At 56.5% G+C, this 16150-nt stretch carries 7 protein-coding genes; 4 read left to right on the plus strand and 3 right to left on the minus strand.

Translation table 11 applies throughout. The features are described from left to right. Nucleotides 1-146 precede the first annotated feature (146 nt). The 3 genes from KI792_12970 to KI792_12980 all read left to right on the plus strand — a co-directional run bounded on the left by KI792_12970 (nucleotide 147) and on the right by KI792_12980 (nucleotide 2781). On the plus strand, nucleotides 147-1751 hold the full coding sequence (locus KI792_12970; GenBank protein MBV6633930.1) for a peptide chain release factor 3: 1605 nt from the start codon (nucleotides 147-149) through the stop codon (nucleotides 1749-1751). Next, nucleotides 1699-2211: an NUDIX hydrolase gene (locus KI792_12975; GenBank protein MBV6633931.1), complete on the plus strand. Its 513-nt coding sequence runs from the start codon at nucleotides 1699-1701 to the stop codon at nucleotides 2209-2211. Before KI792_12970 ends, KI792_12975 begins: the two co-directional genes overlap by 53 nt. Nucleotides 2212-2310: 99 nt before the next feature. Next, a complete protein-coding gene (locus KI792_12980) occupies nucleotides 2311-2781 on the plus strand; it encodes a hypothetical protein (protein MBV6633932.1) in 471 nt (156 codons plus the stop codon). Between the two features lie 40 nt (nucleotides 2782-2821). On the opposite strand, the gene tadA is transcribed toward KI792_12980, so the two are convergent. Together tadA and KI792_12990 are read right to left on the minus strand one after the other, a co-directional pair. Further along, nucleotides 2822-4153, minus strand: coding sequence for a Flp pilus assembly complex ATPase component TadA (gene tadA / locus KI792_12985; GenBank protein MBV6633933.1), 1332 nt, complete (start codon nucleotides 4151-4153; stop codon nucleotides 2822-2824). A 190-nt stretch (nucleotides 4154-4343) separates the two neighbouring features. Then, nucleotides 4344-4673 (minus strand): hypothetical protein, encoded by a 330-nt coding sequence (locus KI792_12990; GenBank protein ID MBV6633934.1) that lies wholly within the window; start codon nucleotides 4671-4673, stop codon nucleotides 4344-4346. A 473-nt stretch (nucleotides 4674-5146) separates the two neighbouring features. Here KI792_12990 and KI792_12995 point away from each other — a divergent pair, with 473 nt between their 5' ends. Next, on the plus strand, nucleotides 5147-13600 hold the full coding sequence (locus KI792_12995; protein ID MBV6633935.1) for a FecR domain-containing protein: 8454 nt from the start codon (nucleotides 5147-5149) through the stop codon (nucleotides 13598-13600). Between the two features lie 78 nt (nucleotides 13601-13678). On the opposite strand, the gene KI792_13000 is transcribed toward KI792_12995, so the two are convergent. Further along, nucleotides 13679-16141 carry an adenylate/guanylate cyclase domain-containing protein gene (locus tag KI792_13000; protein MBV6633936.1) on the minus strand — a complete coding sequence of 821 codons (2463 nt, stop codon included), beginning with the start codon at nucleotides 16139-16141 and terminating at the stop codon, nucleotides 13679-13681. Nucleotides 16142-16150: the final 9 nt, after the last annotated feature.

Consider the following 16150-nt stretch of genomic DNA (forward strand, 5'->3'; position numbering starts at 1 on the left):
CAATTGACGATTTAAGATGTCAGCTTCTTATGAATGTTACAAGTTTGTGACAAGCATTTTTTTGAAAAAGTGCTGGGATAAGTGGCGAAACCGATGCTGGAAACGCGCACTGGCATCCGGCGGTGGAACGGGCTAAAACCCGCGCCATGAATGATCTAGCGACCGATAACAACCCCATCGCCAAGCGCCGGACTTTTGCGATCATCTCGCACCCCGATGCCGGTAAGACGACCCTGACTGAGAAGCTGCTGTTGTTCGGCGGTGCTATTCAGCTGGCCGGCGCCGTTAAGGCGCGGGGTGAGCAGCGACGCGCTCGCTCTGACTGGATGAAGGTTGAAAAAGAGCGCGGTATCTCGGTCGCTTCATCGGTCATGACCTATGAGTATGAGGGTTGCACCTTCAACCTGCTCGACACCCCGGGTCACGAGGACTTCTCCGAAGATACCTATCGAACCCTGACGGCGGTCGATAGCGCGGTGATGGTTATCGATGCCGCGAAGGGGATCGAGCCACAGACCCGCAAGCTGTTCGAGGTATGTCGCCTGCGCGATGTGCCGATTATGACCTTCATCAACAAGATGGACCGGGAAGCCCGTGATCCGTTTGAGTTGATCGATCAGATTGAGCAAGAGCTGGCGCTGGACGTCACGCCTGCCTCCTGGCCCATTGGCATGGGGCCCCTGTTCCGCGGCTGCTATGACCTGATCAATGACCAGCTGGTCTTGATGGAGCGTGGCGAGAAGAAGAAGGGTGGCACGGCTATCGGCGGTGTTCGTGAGACCGTCAAGGGATTGGACGACCCCCGTTTGGAGGAATTGGTCGATCCGGACCAGGTGGCCCAACTTCGTGAAGAGGTTGAGATGGCGCGCGGGCTGATGCAGCCGCTTGAGGTGCAAGGCTACCGCGAAGGGCATCTAAGCCCCTGCTACTTTGGCTCTGCCGTCAACGCCTTTGGTGTTCGGGAATTGCTGGATGGTTTGGTGGCCATGGCACCGCCGCCGCGCCCACAACCGGCCGAGGGTCGTGCCATCGAGCCGGAAGAAAAGAAGGTCTCTGGCTTCGTCTTCAAGATCCAGGCGAATATGGACCCGAAGCACCGGGACCGCATTGCCTTCATGCGCCTCTGCTCTGGCCACTTCAAACGGGGCATGAAGCTGAAGCACCCGCGATCCGGCAAAATGGTCAACATGCACAACCCTGTGCTGTTCCTGGCCCAGGACCGGGAGTTGGCCGAGGAAGCCTTCCCCGGCGACATCATCGGCCTGCCGAACCATGGCAATTTGCGTATCGGTGACGCCCTAACCGAGGGTGAGGACATCAAATTCACCGGGATCCCAAGCTTCGCCCCCGAACTACTGCAGCGGGTGCGACCAGAGGATCCGATGAAGGCTAAGCATTTGGGCCGCGCGCTACAGCAGATCGCAGAAGAGGGCGGCGCCCGGGTGTTTAAGCCACGCATGGATAGTGACTGGGTGGTCGGCGTCGTTGGTGCCCTGCAGTTTGACGTGCTCGCCGACCGTGTGCGGACGGAGTACGACATCCCGGTGAAGTTTGAGGCGACGACGCTCTACACCGCGCGGTGGGTTGAAGCTGATGATCATCAGCAACTGAAGAAATTCATCGACGCCCAACCCTCGGCCATCGCCGATGATCATGATGAGCAGCCGGTCTTCATGGCGAGGAACGCCTGGCATTTGGATGACACAACATCCAACTGGCCTGATATCCGTCTGCTTAAGACCAAGGGCTGATCGCCCGAGGGGGGATGGTTTGCTGTCAGTTTGGGATGGTGAGGATTTTGCGGGCGCTAAGCTGGCGCTGATCCTAGAGGATCAGATCCTGACATATCGTCGGGATGATAAGCCCGATATTCCGTTTCCCAATTGTTGGGACCTGCCCGGCGGCGGGCGCGAGGGGGATGAGGCGCCCACCGACTGCGCTTTACGGGAGCTGGCCGAGGAGTTCGGCCTTAATCTGCCGTACTCTCGGCTAACGCTGGGACGGCGTTATGAGCGGGCGGACCGGCTGCCAGCCTATTTCTTTATTGGCGATCTATCCGCCGATGATGTCGATGCCATCGAGTTTGGTGATGAGGGTCAGTACTGGCGCCTGATGCCGATAGGCGATTTCCTCGCAGAAACACAGGCTGTAAGCGCACTCCAAGAGCGTCTGCGCGATTGTCTCTCGTTGGAATATAATTTCTTAAAATAGATATTCTTTGTCACTTTCTTAGATACGAACGATCCTAAACATATCAGCTATTGCGTGGGGCAGTGGCTGTGTGGGGACGTTGTATACTGGGGAAGATTTATGGGGGCTTTAGCTACCTTCGAACGCACGATGGATCGCTGGACTGGCGGTTGGGTTAATCATGAGCCCACCCGGTCAACCGGTGCCGTTGACCGCAATAAACTGGTCAATCTGCGTGAGGTGCAAACCTACTGGGAAGGCCGCCAAAACGGCACGCCATTCGGCCGCGATGAAGAGAACAATCTCGACGAGCTTGGCCGCCACCAAACCATGGCTGCCCTGAACCACGCGATCGAGAATGGTCGGGTCGGAGTCTACTTCTCAACCGGCCTGCCCAACCAAACTTACAATGCCCGTATGCTGAAATTCGCCTATGTGCAGGCGGGGGACGTGATTGATGCTGCCGATGCGGCTGGCCTGGGCAGTGACCGTCGGACCGAGCGTGGGCGCTATCGCCTGGAAACTGGCTTGATTGAGAGCCGGGACGCAACCGGCCTAATCTCAGCCGGCCAAGTTAAGCTGGCTACTTAAGCTCTAATCATAATCAGCGAGTTTTGATAACAGCGTGGCTTTAACCGCCGCGCTGTCTTGCTGTGCCATCTGCATTCTTACCGGCGGCCTCGTTAGCCAGGTGGATGGCCTGCTGTTCCATGAAGGAGTTCAGCATATGCAGCTTGCCCGCCCGAATGTATTGGCGCGCCGGGTCGGCGCCGCTCGGGTTCGGGAAGATGTATGAAATCTCTGGCCCGGTGGGCGTTAAGGTTTGGTGCAGGACGGCAGAAATGCCCTCGGCCACCAGCTCTTGCGCCCGGCTGCCAATCTCTGTTTCCGCGACCTGGATCATGGCCTGGATGCCCTTCTCAACCGACCCGGCATGCAGGGTGGTGATGACCAGGTGGCCAGAGGTTGCGGCACGTAACACCTGCGCAGCGGCTGCGCCCGAGCGGATTTCGCCCACCAGCATATAGCGCGGGTGCCACCGAAGGGCCCGTTTCAATGATGGGGCCCAGGCCTCATCATCTTCCACCTCAACCTGGAAGCAATAGCCGCCATTGCCCCGTTCACCGCTCATGTTGAATTCAACCGGGTCCTCAATCGTCATGGCAACATGGCCAAGGCGGTCGAGATAATCGGCAAGGATGGCATTGGCAGTGGTTGATTTACCCTGACCCGTACCACCACAAACGATGATCAGCCCGTTGCGGCGGCCAAGGCCACGCAGCACAGGCAGCAGAAGCTCATCAACCTTTAACTCTTCCAGCGTGGGCACTTGGCCAGAAATCCGCCGCAGGCAAACCCAATGCTCGCCATTGGCCAACCGGGCGCGGGATCCACGATACCGAACCTCATCATGGGCGAGGCTGAAGTCTTCTTTTTTGATTAGGTGCAGCTGTTCGCGTAGGCGGGCGAGGTCAGCCTCATATTCCCTGGTGACATCCACATTGCCAGGTTCACCAACCCGAACATCCTTCGGGTTGTAGCGGGCAACGCCATTGGCGTGCAGTGGTACGTAGAGATCAACGAACTCAAGCTCACGAAGCCTGCTGGCCTTCGATGGGGCGGCCGCTGCCTTCTTGTTCGGTGCTGCGCCTGGAGGGCGTTGTCGACGGCGCTGCTCTGGGTTGGGGCGATCGCCCTTACCTTCTGGGCGCGCCTCATCTACTGCGGCGTTGACCACGTTACGGGCCGATAGAACCGGACCCCGTCGCTCAGCTTCGGCGGCTGGTCGCTCCCCCTCGGCAGATTGCTCACGCTGTTGGCGTTTGGCCTGCGCGGTACGGCGTTGGGCCATGGCCTGCGCTTTGGCGCGCGCCTCCGGGTCATTCGTGGCAGGCCGCATTGTGCGGGCGTCTTCACCCCCGCCAGGACCCTGTTCGTCATCGGAAGCTTTGGGTGGCCCCATAGTGTCCCGCATCTATGTCTTTTGAGTTCTTATTTGGTGTTTCGCAGTCAAATGCCGAGACCGGCACCCCCCCCAACGAACCGGCACAATATCGCATTTAGCCGTTTGAGGCCACGGGGCTGAGCCGAGCAGGCAGATTTCAGCCAATTTTCGGGGTCACGTTTTGTTGCGCGGTACTACGCAGTCGCTTTTAAGCGTCCGCGGCAGCGCTAGTGCCATCGGCGGGAATGCCGACACCAATGCCGCTTTCAACGGGCATTGAGAAGGCGATGCCGCGCCCTGGCATATCGAGGGAAACGCGCTTGCGCAGGCTGTCATAGGCCGCTTCTTGCTGGCTCTTGTTGATCACGCTCATGAAGACGATTTTCTCTGGGTTCACCCAGCGATCAACTTGCTGCCAGATACCGGTGCCGGTCCCGTGCAGACAGGTGAAGGCGGTAATGCTGGAGGCTTCCAAAGCCTCGCAAACATCCAGAAAAAAGTCCTTCTCGACGATCACTACCAGCAGCGATTGCGCCATCAAAATCCTCCGCGCGGTCTTTGGCCGCTTATTACGCGACCAACTCCAAGCCGCCAACTACATATTGGGTTATTGCTTGGTCACGTGCTCGTCTTGCGGTTGACTGATTGGTCAGCGCAAACCGAATCAGGCAGTAAATACCTGTAACTCTGTCATAAGTGAAATAGATTGCGGGCGGCAAGAGCTTCCGACCTGTTGCAAATACAAGCCGCCAACGGCGTAACATTGGCAATACAGCGCGTTTTTATGCTACTTTTGCGTCAATAGGTCGGGATGTTCACGCGTCTCCCCTGGGCAGGGCAGGTCAATTTGAGGCAGATTTGGTTGAGCGGGTTACCGCTCAGCCTACTTCGGCGTTTGGCATTTTGCTTACTAATCCGTTGAAGTGAAATGGGCCGGTGATCCGTCCGGGTACTTACCCGGGGTTAGGGCGGATTGCTTGAATTGACTGGTTGTCTTTGGGGGTAAAAATCATGGACGGTGTGCTCGACGGGATCAAAGGATCCAGCGATGGCAACACGGATACCGATGCACTGCTGAGCCAGGCGTCATCCGTCACCTCTTCCACCGATACAGAGTCGTTGAGCGCGCTTCAGCAGGTTGCCCAGGCAACTGACAGCGCTGATCCGGCAATTCAGGCCCTTATCGACCAGTATGGTGAGCCAATTGGCGTCGTCACCGAATTGACCGGTGAGGTGATTGCCCTCCAGGTTGATGACAGCGAGCGTCCCCTTAGCATCGGCAGCCCAATCTTCCTCGATGATGAGGTTGAGACCTTTGCCGATGGTGCCCTAACCATCCAATTCGCAGATGAGACGACCTTTGCCCTCGGTCCGGATGCTGCGCTGTTGGTGGACGAGTATGTCTACGACCCGACGACTAACGAAGGTCAGCACAAGTTTTCTGCCCTGAAAGGTGTATTCGTCTTCGTCAGTGGTTTGGTGGCGGAAGACACCCCAGAGAACGTCTCAATTGAGACGCCTGCCGGTACGCTCGGTATTCGCGGTACCGTCGTTGTTGGCTCGATTGAGGCCAGTGTTGGCGCCGATGGTCAGATCCAACTGACCTTCCTGCAGGGTGCAGGTGTGTTCGGTGATCAGTTTGGTGGCATCACTGAGATTAGCGGGCTTTATGCCGGTATTAGCTCATCCAACGGCCAAACCAATCAGGTCGAGCTGTCGCCCATTCAGATTGGCGCGCTGCTGAATGAGATTGGGCCAGAGATCATTAGCAGCCTGCAAGATCAGTTGCAGGATGCCGATTGGGACTCCTTCCTCGAGCCGCTGCAAGCCTTCCAGGAAGACCAAGGCAACGCGCCTGATGATGAGGGCGAGGAAGAGGATGACGGCACCTTAACGGAAACCGGTGACGGCACAACCAACCGTCAGTTCCAAGATAATGGTGAGAGTAACGAGACCGACGGTGATGGGGATGACGACACCACCAGCGGCGGTACGACTGAAGATACAACGGCCGGTGGCACCGGTGGTGGCAGCAGCAACGACACCGTGGCAGGGGCTGGCGCCGGTGACGATGATGGCAATGATGATGACGAGTTTCTTGAGATCCTGCTGGATGGCACCGGCGACGATGGCACGGGCGACGGCACCGACGGCAATGACACCCTAGGCCAAGATACCCAGGGTGAGGATACCCAAGGTGAAGACACGCTCGGTGAGGACACTAGCGGTCAGGATACCATTGGTGAGGACACGGCCGTTGTTGATCTAGGCGGTGGTGGCGGTGGCACTGACTCTGTCGGCATTGTCGGCCCAGATGGTGAGGCGATCCTCCCGGTTCCATCTGTTGAGCCACTTGGCATTCTCGCCGGAACGAACAGCGGCGACAGCAGCTCAGACTTCGATACCACCGGCAGTGATGACGAGATTTTTGGCCTCGGCTCAACTGATAACATCGATGCCGGCGGTGGTGATGACACCCTCTATGGCGGTGGCGGTTCAGATAACCTGACCGGTGGTAGTGGCGCTGATGTTTTTGCCGGGTTTGTTGGCGATTTTAACGGCGATACGATCGCGGATTTCAGCTTCTCAACCGATCAGCTGTTGGTGACTGATTTCGACCAGAGTGTCGACTCAATCGGTTTCCTGAATTCTAGCGGTGATCTCTCTGTCACCCTTACCAACACACAAGGCTCATCGACCTTCACCCTGACGGGTAATGCAGTTGCTGGTACAGCGGTTGCCACCATTACCCCAACCGCGGCACAGGTTAGTCTGGGTGGACCCAATCTGTTCCTGGGCGATGTCACGCCGAATACGTTCACCGGTTCAGCTGCCGATGAGGTGTTCTTAGGTTTCGACAACAACGACACCCTTGATGGTGCGGGCGGCAATGACCTAATCGAGGGCGGCGATGGCGACGACATTCTGTATGGCAATGGCGGGAATGACGTCATCGATGACGGTGATGGGGTGGACCTGGTCTATGGTGGCCCGGGTGACGATACGATCTATGGCAGTGATTCCGGCGATATTCTCTATGGTGGTGATGGCCTGGATTACATTGAGCTCAATGATGGCGGCATTGTCGCCTATGGCGGTGCCAATGATGATGACATCGTCTCCGCTGGCTTTAACAACATCATCTACGGTGGTGATGGCCAAGATACGGTTGTTGTAAGCTTCGGTAATACAACAATTTTTGGCGATAATGGTGATGACAGCATCTCTGGCAGCAGCGGCGCTGATCTGATCTATGGTGGCGCTGATTTCGATACCATCGACGGCAATGGCAATAACGACATCATCTATGGTGGTGATGGCGGTGATTCCATCGATGGCGGCTTCGAGAATGACCAGATCTATGGCGATGCGGGCGATGACCGCCTGTATGGCGGGTTCGGTAATGACCAGGTCTATGGTGGTGCCAATGACGATACGCTCGAGGGCGGTGACGGTGCCGATAGCCTCGATGGCGGTGCCGGTGTTAACCAGCTAACCGGTGGCGATGGCGCTGACGTATTCATCGTCGGCTCAGCAACGGGTGCAACAACCAACATCACCGATTTCGACCTGTTCGAAGACGACAAGATCTTTATTGAGGGTGGTTACGGTGGCTCTCTGGTCACCGTTACCCCTGCGGGCTCTGACTTATTCACGATTGATGTCGATCCTGGCGGTGATGGTCCTGGCGTGGATAACTTCTCGCTGACCCTCGATATCAGTGGCACAACCCCAGGGCTGGCCTTGGATACTGGCGGTATCTCCGTAACAGCTGCTGGTTCTGGCGCTTTCATCGACCTGAGTTCCCCATCAGTTCTGATCGGTACCAGCGGTGTCGACAACTTTACCGGCACCAGCGGTGGCGATCGGATAATCGGCAATGGCGGTGCTGACCAATTGGATGGCGCCGGCGGTAATGACAGCATTTACGGTGGTAATGACGCTGAGACGATCCAGGGCGGCAACGGCAATGACAGCATCGATGCCCAGGGTGGTGCCGATAGTCTTGTTGCTGGATTTGGAGAGGATACGGTTTTCTCTGGCGCGGGCAATGATACGGTGTCCGGCGGTGACGGTAATGATCGCATTACCAACAATTCAGGTGATGATTCCATTGATGGCGGTGCCGGTGATGACAGCATCTTCGGTAGCTCCGGCAATGAGACCTTCATCGGTGGAACTGGTAATGACCGCATCTCCAGCAGCTCTGGTAATGACAGCCTGAGCGGTGGCGCCGGCAACGATAACCTTCAGGCGTCCAGCGGCACCAACACCATTGATGGTGGTGCGGATAACGACACCATCTTCGGTGGTAACCAGGCTGACTCGATTGGTGGCGGCGATGGTGTTGATTCCCTGTTCGGCGGGAATGGCAACGACACCTTCTTCTTCTCTGGTACCGATAGTGGCGACATCATCAGTGATTTCAGCATCGGTTCCGACCGCATCTTCATTGCTGGCGCCAGCACCGGCTCACTGCCAACCCTGGGCAATAGCGGTAGCGACGTAACTGTCTCCTTCGGTGGCATTAGCTTTACCGTTAATAACCTCGACTTTACCCCGGGCGTCTTCGATGCCCAGGACACCATGGGTGGCCTGCTGTTCGGCATTGGTCCGGATGGCGCGATTGTTGGTACAGATGGTGCCGATGTCCTTACTGGTACGTCTGGCAATGACACCATTCTTGCCCTGGGCGGCATCGATAACATCGACGGTTTGGGCGGTGCTGATGTCCTTTACGGTGGCAGCAGTTTTGACGTCATCTATGGTGGCGATCAGGATGATGTTATCTATGGTGAGGGTAGCAGCGATTACCTTTATGGCCAGGCGGGTAGCGATACGCTCTACGGTGGCTCTGACTTCAGTTCAGATCGCTTTGTTGGCACTGTGTCTGAGCTTGATGGCGATGTTATTGCCGACTTCAGCCTGTTCAGTGAAACCATCATCGTCGATGGCGTTGACCTAACTGACAGTGATGTCTCGGTCTCCGTCAGCGGCAGTGATCTGCTGCTGCAAATCGATGAGGATGGCAACGGATCAACCGACGCAACCATCCGCCTGCTTGGTCTTGGTAGCAGCGGCGCAGTTGCCGATGTTTACGGCTATGGTGGCTCAACCGATATTGGCCTGACGTCGGAGATTGCCGTTGTTGACTCTGGTCTGCTGATCTATGGCGACAGCTCTGGCAGCCCGACCGATGACAACCTGACCGGTTCACCCGGTGATGACAGCATCTACGGCCTTGAAGGCAATGACCAACTCTACGGTGGTGCCGGTAACGACAACATCATCGGTGATGAGAGCATGAGCGGCACCGGTGCCGACTCCCTCTTCGGTCAGCAGGGTGATGACAGCATTCAGGGTTATGGCGGTCCCGACCTTATTGATGGCGGCAGCGATAACGACACCATCAGTGGCGATGACGGTTCCGATATTCTGATCGGTGGTGCCGGCAATGATTTCGTCAATGGTGGCAATGAGGGTGACACCATTTTCGGTGGCGATGGCAACGACGACCTGAATGGTGGGAACGGCAATGACATCGTCCAAGGTGATGCGGGCGATGACTTTATCACCCACAGCAATGGTGGTTTCGACACCCTGATTGGTGGCGAGGGGCAGGACTCCTTCTTCATCTCCACCGGCAGTGGCGCGCTTATCGTTGGCGGGGACGGCAATGATACCGTAAATGCCTTTGGCTCTGGTGAGATCCTTGCGGATATGGGATCCGGCAACGACAGATTCACTGGCACCAGCTTTACCGGCAAACTCGATGTGTTCGGTGGTTCTGGCACTGACACAATTCGCGGCGGCGCAGGTAACGACCTGATTGCTGGCGGTGATGGTGGTGATTTCCTAGTTGGCGGTGATGGCCGCGATACCTTTATCGGTACCGCTAGCGAGCTCTCCGGCGATTTCATTAGCGACTTCAGCCTTGACGATGGCGACGTAATCATTGTCGAGGGCGCGGATCCAAGCGTCTCTGGTCTGATTTCGGTTGTCAGCTTCTCTGGTGGTCTTCACACGCTGGGCATTGATTTGGATGGCTCCGGCGGCCCTGACTTTACCCTTACGGTGGACGGTCTGCCCGCCGAACTGGATCCGGTAATCAATGAAGCGCTCAGCGTCATCACGCTTGAGGATGATACCAATGGCGGTGCGACGTCTGGTGATGACACGTTGGAGGGTGACTCTGGTGGCAACACCATCTTTGGTCTTGCTGGCAACGACATCATTCTGGGCCTTGCTGGCAATGACAACCTGATCGGTGACGCCGATAACGACACCATTGATGGTAATGAAGGTGACGACACCATCACTGGTAGCTCGGGCAATGATCAGCTTAGTGGCGGTACTGGGAATGACAGTGTCACCGGCACGTTGGGTTCAGATACGCTGCTAGGCGGTCAGGGTAACGACACCCTTGATGGTGGTGCTGACGATGATCTCGTTGGTGGCGGCCCGGGTGATGACAGCATCATTGCTGGCAATGGTTCCGATACGATCTATGGCAACGCCGGTGACGATACTCTGGACGGTGGTAATAACAACGACATCGTCTTGGGTGCTTCAGGTGCCGACAATCTGTCGGGTGGCTCTGGGAATGACATTCTGGTTGGTGGCCTGGGCGATGAGACCATCGATGGCGGCTCTGGAAATGACATCCTTTATGATGGCGATGGCAATGCAAGGCTAACCGGTGGCAGCGGTAGCGACGTGTTCGTTCTGTCTGCCATTGTTGGGTCAAGTCATACAGTCTTCATCGATGATTTTGACAATAGTGTCGACACGCTGTTCTTAGATCCGACCTTTAATACTGAGACTGTCGGCCTGATCGAGACATCGATCAGTGTCGGCTCCTTCGACGTCACAACCATTGATATTGATCTTGAGGCTGATGGCTCGGTTGAACTGACCATTGATCTCGAGGGTGTAGCGATTGTCGGTGATGTTACCTTCGGTGGTATCACCTCGGTCGATCTCGGCTTTGACACCGTTAATGGTGAAGCACTGGTGTTCACCGCGATGGAGTTGATCGAGAGCACCTCGGGTACCAGCGCCGATGAATACCTGCTGATTGATGATACGGTCATCAATGGCGGCGGCGGTGGCGACATCGTCGATGGCCGCGATGCCGGCGGCAGTATCACCCTGAATGGTGATGCCGGTGCTGACATTCTCTATGGCAGCAGCAGCAGCGATATCCTCTATGGTGGTAACTTCAGCACGCTAACAGAGACTGAGGCCGACCTGTTCTATGGTGGCGCCGGTGGCGACATCCTCTATGGCGGCGATAACGACACCTTCTATGGCGGTGACGGCGGCGATACCGCCGTGGTTGAGCTGCTGCCGGGCGGTGGTGTTATCCGCTTAGGTGACTTTGGTACCGGTGATGCACTGGTTATCTTTGCCGGTGGCCTGGACACATCATTAATTGTTGGAACCCCGACATTTGATAGCTCGACGGGCTTCAGCACCTTCCGACTGACCGGCAATACATCTAACAACTTCATTGATGTTCAGATTGCCGGTGACCTGGTTTCGGCTGGTCTTGGGCCAACAATCGCACTGGTAGCTAGTCAAGCAACGATAGCTGGCGCCTCTCTTATCGATGTTGACAACACTCCAACAGATGGCCTCACAGCGGTTACAGCGGGCAGTAATGATGGTGACGATATTGAAGAGATGGGGCTGACCTCCATTTCTGGTGGCGACACTATCCTCGGCTTCTTCGGTGATGACACCATTGAAATTGGAGGCCTCAGCAACTTCGTCGATGCTGGTCCGGGCGATGACCGGGTGTATGGCGTGGGGACGACAGCAGGTGACGACACCATTTATGGCGGCGACGGCGATGACTCGATCTATGGTGAGTATTTCGGCTTCAGCAGTGTTGCCGGTGCCAATGGTGATGATCTGCTCTATGGCGGTGATGGTGATGATCTGATTCTTGGTGATGATAGCACCGGCTCTGGAACCGGTGCGGACACTGCCTTTGGTGAGGCCGGGGATGACCATATCGATGGCAGTGTCGGTGATGACCTACTCTACGGTAACCAGGGTCAAGATTTGCTCTATGGCGGTGACGGCCAGGACACCCTCTATGGTGGCCGAGAGGCTGACACCATCTATGGCGGCTTTGCGGAAGATACTATCTTCGGCGGTGCCGGCGCTGACCTGATCGACCTCGATGATGACGGTTTCGCCGACGATGTTACCGACATTCTGGTCAGTAACTTTGCCGGTGACACTATCGCGGGCTTCGGTCTTGCGGAGGATGAGGTCATTCTGCCTGGCGTTTATAATGTTGAGGATATCTCAATCACCGCAACATCAGATGGCGCAGTTGTTAACGTTGATACTGATGGGGATGGGGTTGGTGATGTTCAATTCCAGATTGTCACCGGCACGGGTGATGAGATCTATGGTTTCACCGTCTCCACATCGACCGACACGACGCTAACTTTCTCAACCACACTTATGACTAGCGGGTTAGGCAGCGCTAATTCGGACAGCCTGACAGGCGGTGCTTCCAATGACACGTTTGTTGGCAGCGCTCAGCAGGACACCATTTATGGCGGTGGCGGCGATGACGAGATCTTCGGTGATGATTCTGTCACCGGCGGCTTCGGCTATGATGACCTCCTCTATGGTGGCACCGAGAATGATAGTGTGGCCGGTGGCTTCGGTGATGACGCTCTCTATGGCGGCGACGATGATGATGTGATCACAGGTGGCTTCCTCTTCTCAGATGGGGAGAGTGGAAGTACTGGCAATGACATTCTCGTCGGCGGCGGTGGCCAAGATACCCTCTATGGTGGCGATGGTAATGACGTCCTTGACGGTGTGACCCATACCAGCGGTATCCGATCTGACCTTCTCTATGGTGGTTCCGGTGATGATCAGATCACGGGTGACGAAGGTGACGTCATTTATGGCGGTGCCGGTGATGATCAGATCACCATTAATCCGAGCTTCTTCTATGGCGGTATTATCGCCGGGGATGGTGAGGATACGATCACGCTAGACCTAACCTCACCTGGCCAGGTCGGCACCGGACCTGATGGTGTCTCCGGTGGCAACAACTTTGACACCGTCGTGCTGAAGAATGATGGGCTGGATTACAACTTCAGTGGCTCTTCAGAGAACGTGGCCTCTACCCTATTTGACCAGATCGAACGGATTGAGCTGGGTGAAGCGGGTAGCAGCGGCTCCGGTAGTGCGACCATTAATATTCAGGATGTCATCGATATGACGGATGGCTCGAACTCACTCGAGGTTGTCCTGCATAGCTCCAACGGCACCCTGAACCTTGATGACAACTTTGAGGATACGGGTATCGATCAGATTGGTGAGGGTGGCTACACCTTCAGCAAGTATGTCGATGATCTAAGCTCGCCGAGCGTGTCGATCTATGTCGCTAACGACACGGGTGCGACGGTCAATCTGACGACGATCGCTTAAGGCTTTTAGGGCCTTCACAGAAAAAGCCGCGGGGCCATCCGGTCGCCGCGGCTTTTTGTTTGTAAGTGGTGGTGTGCGTTACTTGGTGGTGGCCACGAATACCCCGTCCCAATCATCTCCCGGCGGTTCTGCCCGGTAAGATGAAATCCGCTCAGCGTAGAGGTCGTAAAGCACCTGGATATTCGTGCCGCGTGGTAGCCGCTCGCCTAGGGCTTCGGCTTCTGATTTCATCTGATCCAGCAGGGTTAGGGCGCCGTCCCAGTTCTGGCTGCGATAGGCAATCAGCATGTCATCAACGGTCTTGTTCAACTGTTGGAAGGCAGGGTCAGCGCCCTCGGCCTCAGCACCCAGTAGGCCATAAATCGTAACTGGCTGCAGCTTACCCTTCACCCGGATCAGGTCGAGCTCGATCGTCGCAAAGCCATCAATCTGCTCTTTCGTGGTCTCACCCACAATCATGGCCATGCCATAGGACTTGGTCTGGCCCTCAAGCCGTGCCGCCAGGTTCACCGCATCGCCGAGGACAGAGTAAGCAAAGCGCTGCTCTGACCCCATATTGCCAACACTACAAGGACCGGTGTTCATGCCGATACCGGCATTGAGTGGGATGAACTTCCGTCCCGCTTCCTTGGCCTGCCTCTCCAACTCCACATTTAGCGGGCCAAGTAGGGCGGTCATTTCAATCGCTGAGCGGCAGGCCTGTTTCGCATGTTCATCCACGTCCAGCGGGGCGTTCCAGAACGCCATCAAGGCATCGCCCATGTACTTATCAATGGTGCCACGCTTCTCTAGAACCGAGGCGGTCATAGGCGTTAGGAACGCATTGATCAGCTTGGTCAGGCTCTCAGGATCATACTGCTCTGAGATCGAGGTGAAGCCCCGAATGTCTGAGAACAGGATGGTCAGCTCGCGCATCTCACCGCCCAGCTTCAGCCGCTCTGGGTTCTCTGACAGCTCATCCACCAGTTCGGGTGAGAGGTAGAGGCCAAAGGCGCCGCGCAGCTCCGCCTTCTCAGACTGGGTGCGCCAAAGATTGAGGGCGAGGGCGGAGAGATACGACAGGGTCAGCGCCGTGATTGGCATAATCGGATCGACGAACAGCAACTCGTTCTTGAATGCCATCACCGACCCACCATAGATGCCGGCGGCGGTGCTCAACGCGATTACACCTGAGATAATTGAGCCCGCCACCTGCAACAGCAGCACGGCGCCAATCCCCAGTAACATCGCGCCCGCCCATTCAAGCAGCTGGATTTCTGCTGGTCGGGTGATGAACTTGCCCTGGAGGATCTGCTCCAACGCCTCGACATGGACCTCAACCCCCGCGATTAGGGCATTGAGGGGGGTGGATCGCAAATCCTTAAGGCCCGCGGCGCTCGTCCCGATGAACGCATATTTTCCCGCAATCTTCTCTGGATCTACCGAGCCATCAAGAATGTGGGCAGCTGACACGTATCGCTGTTCTTTATAGTTCTTGCCTGCGTCATCGGGTTTTGGGCCCAAATGACCAGCAAAATAGACAATCATCTCCCCTCGCTCGAGGAGTGAGATTTCATGTTCCCCCACCTTTGCGCTCAGATAGCCAAGGTTGTTCAGGGTGACCTGCTGCTCTTGACCCTGATCGCCGAAACTAATGGTGCGGCGGTGATTGGGGTCCTCAAAAATATTGGCGATAATCCGTCCCCGGCGCCCGCCCTCGCCGATGCGCAAGGCTTGCAGGCTTAAGCCTGGGTAATAGAGCCCGCCCTCGCCACTGATCATTCCGGCTTCTGATTCAGGGTGGAAGGCATGGATCATCGGGATCCGTCTGACCAACCCATCCACCCCTGGGTTCATATTGAAGTGGCCGGTGCCACGTGCAGCCTGTTCAATAACGTCTAGGTTCTTAACGATCCCGTTCGTCGCCCGCTGCAAGCGCCAGATGCCAAGATCATCATTTCGCTGCCCGCCCGCCGCGACGGTTGCGTTGTCAAATCGAACACCGCCGCGCTTGTCTTGGTGGGCAGGGATTTTGCCGCCCTCACTATCAAGAGTAATGCCAGCGACCACCCGGCGCGACGCCTTGATCGCCTCGCCAAACTGCTCATCATTATCCGGTAGACCGGCGACGACGGCGGCCAGGTTTTCGGTATCAACACTGCCGTCAAAACTGGCCAGCTGGGACAGCATCCGTTGCGGTGAGAGGCGATCCGGTTCTGCGAACACCATATCGAAGACGATCACTTTGGCATCAAGCTCGGTCAGGCGATCAACCAGCTCTGCCATTACCGCGCGGGACCATGGCCATTGCCCCACCTTGGCTAGGGCCTTTTCATCGATATCGATAATCTTAACCGGCCATTCGGGGTCGGGTTCACGTGGCATGGCACGCAGGTAGAAATCGAAATTGAGGCGGGTCAGGCGGTCCATGATGCCCGCACTGTCGCTATAGCCCCGTTCCCAGACTGGTAGGAAGGCGAGCAGGATCGGCAAGATCAGCTCAAGCCGCCGTTTCTTGATGAACCGCCCTGCGGCGATAAAGAAGCCCCCACGCTCTGCCATAACCCGTAC

The organism is Alphaproteobacteria bacterium SS10 (genome assembly GCA_019192455.1).
Lineage (GTDB): Bacteria > Pseudomonadota > Alphaproteobacteria > TMED2 > TMED2 > TMED2.

Bases quoted from the DNA above. Each gene is read 5' to 3' on its own strand.
- KI792_12980 (MBV6633932.1), top strand. From the start codon at position 2,311: ATGGGGGCTTTAGCTACCTTCGAACGCACGATGGATCGCTGGACTGGC.
- KI792_13000 (MBV6633936.1), bottom strand. From the start codon at position 16,141: ATGGCAGAGCGTGGGGGCTTCTTTATCGCCGCAGGGCGGTTCATCAAG.
- tadA (MBV6633933.1), bottom strand. From the start codon at position 4,153: ATGGGGCCACCCAAAGCTTCCGATGACGAACAGGGTCCTGGCGGGGGT.
- KI792_12990 (MBV6633934.1), bottom strand. From the start codon at position 4,673: ATGGCGCAATCGCTGCTGGTAGTGATCGTCGAGAAGGACTTTTTTCTG.
- KI792_12970 (MBV6633930.1), top strand. From the start codon at position 147: ATGAATGATCTAGCGACCGATAACAACCCCATCGCCAAGCGCCGGACT.
- KI792_12995 (MBV6633935.1), top strand. From the start codon at position 5,147: ATGGACGGTGTGCTCGACGGGATCAAAGGATCCAGCGATGGCAACACG.
- KI792_12975 (MBV6633931.1), top strand. From the start codon at position 1,699: ATGACACAACATCCAACTGGCCTGATATCCGTCTGCTTAAGACCAAGG.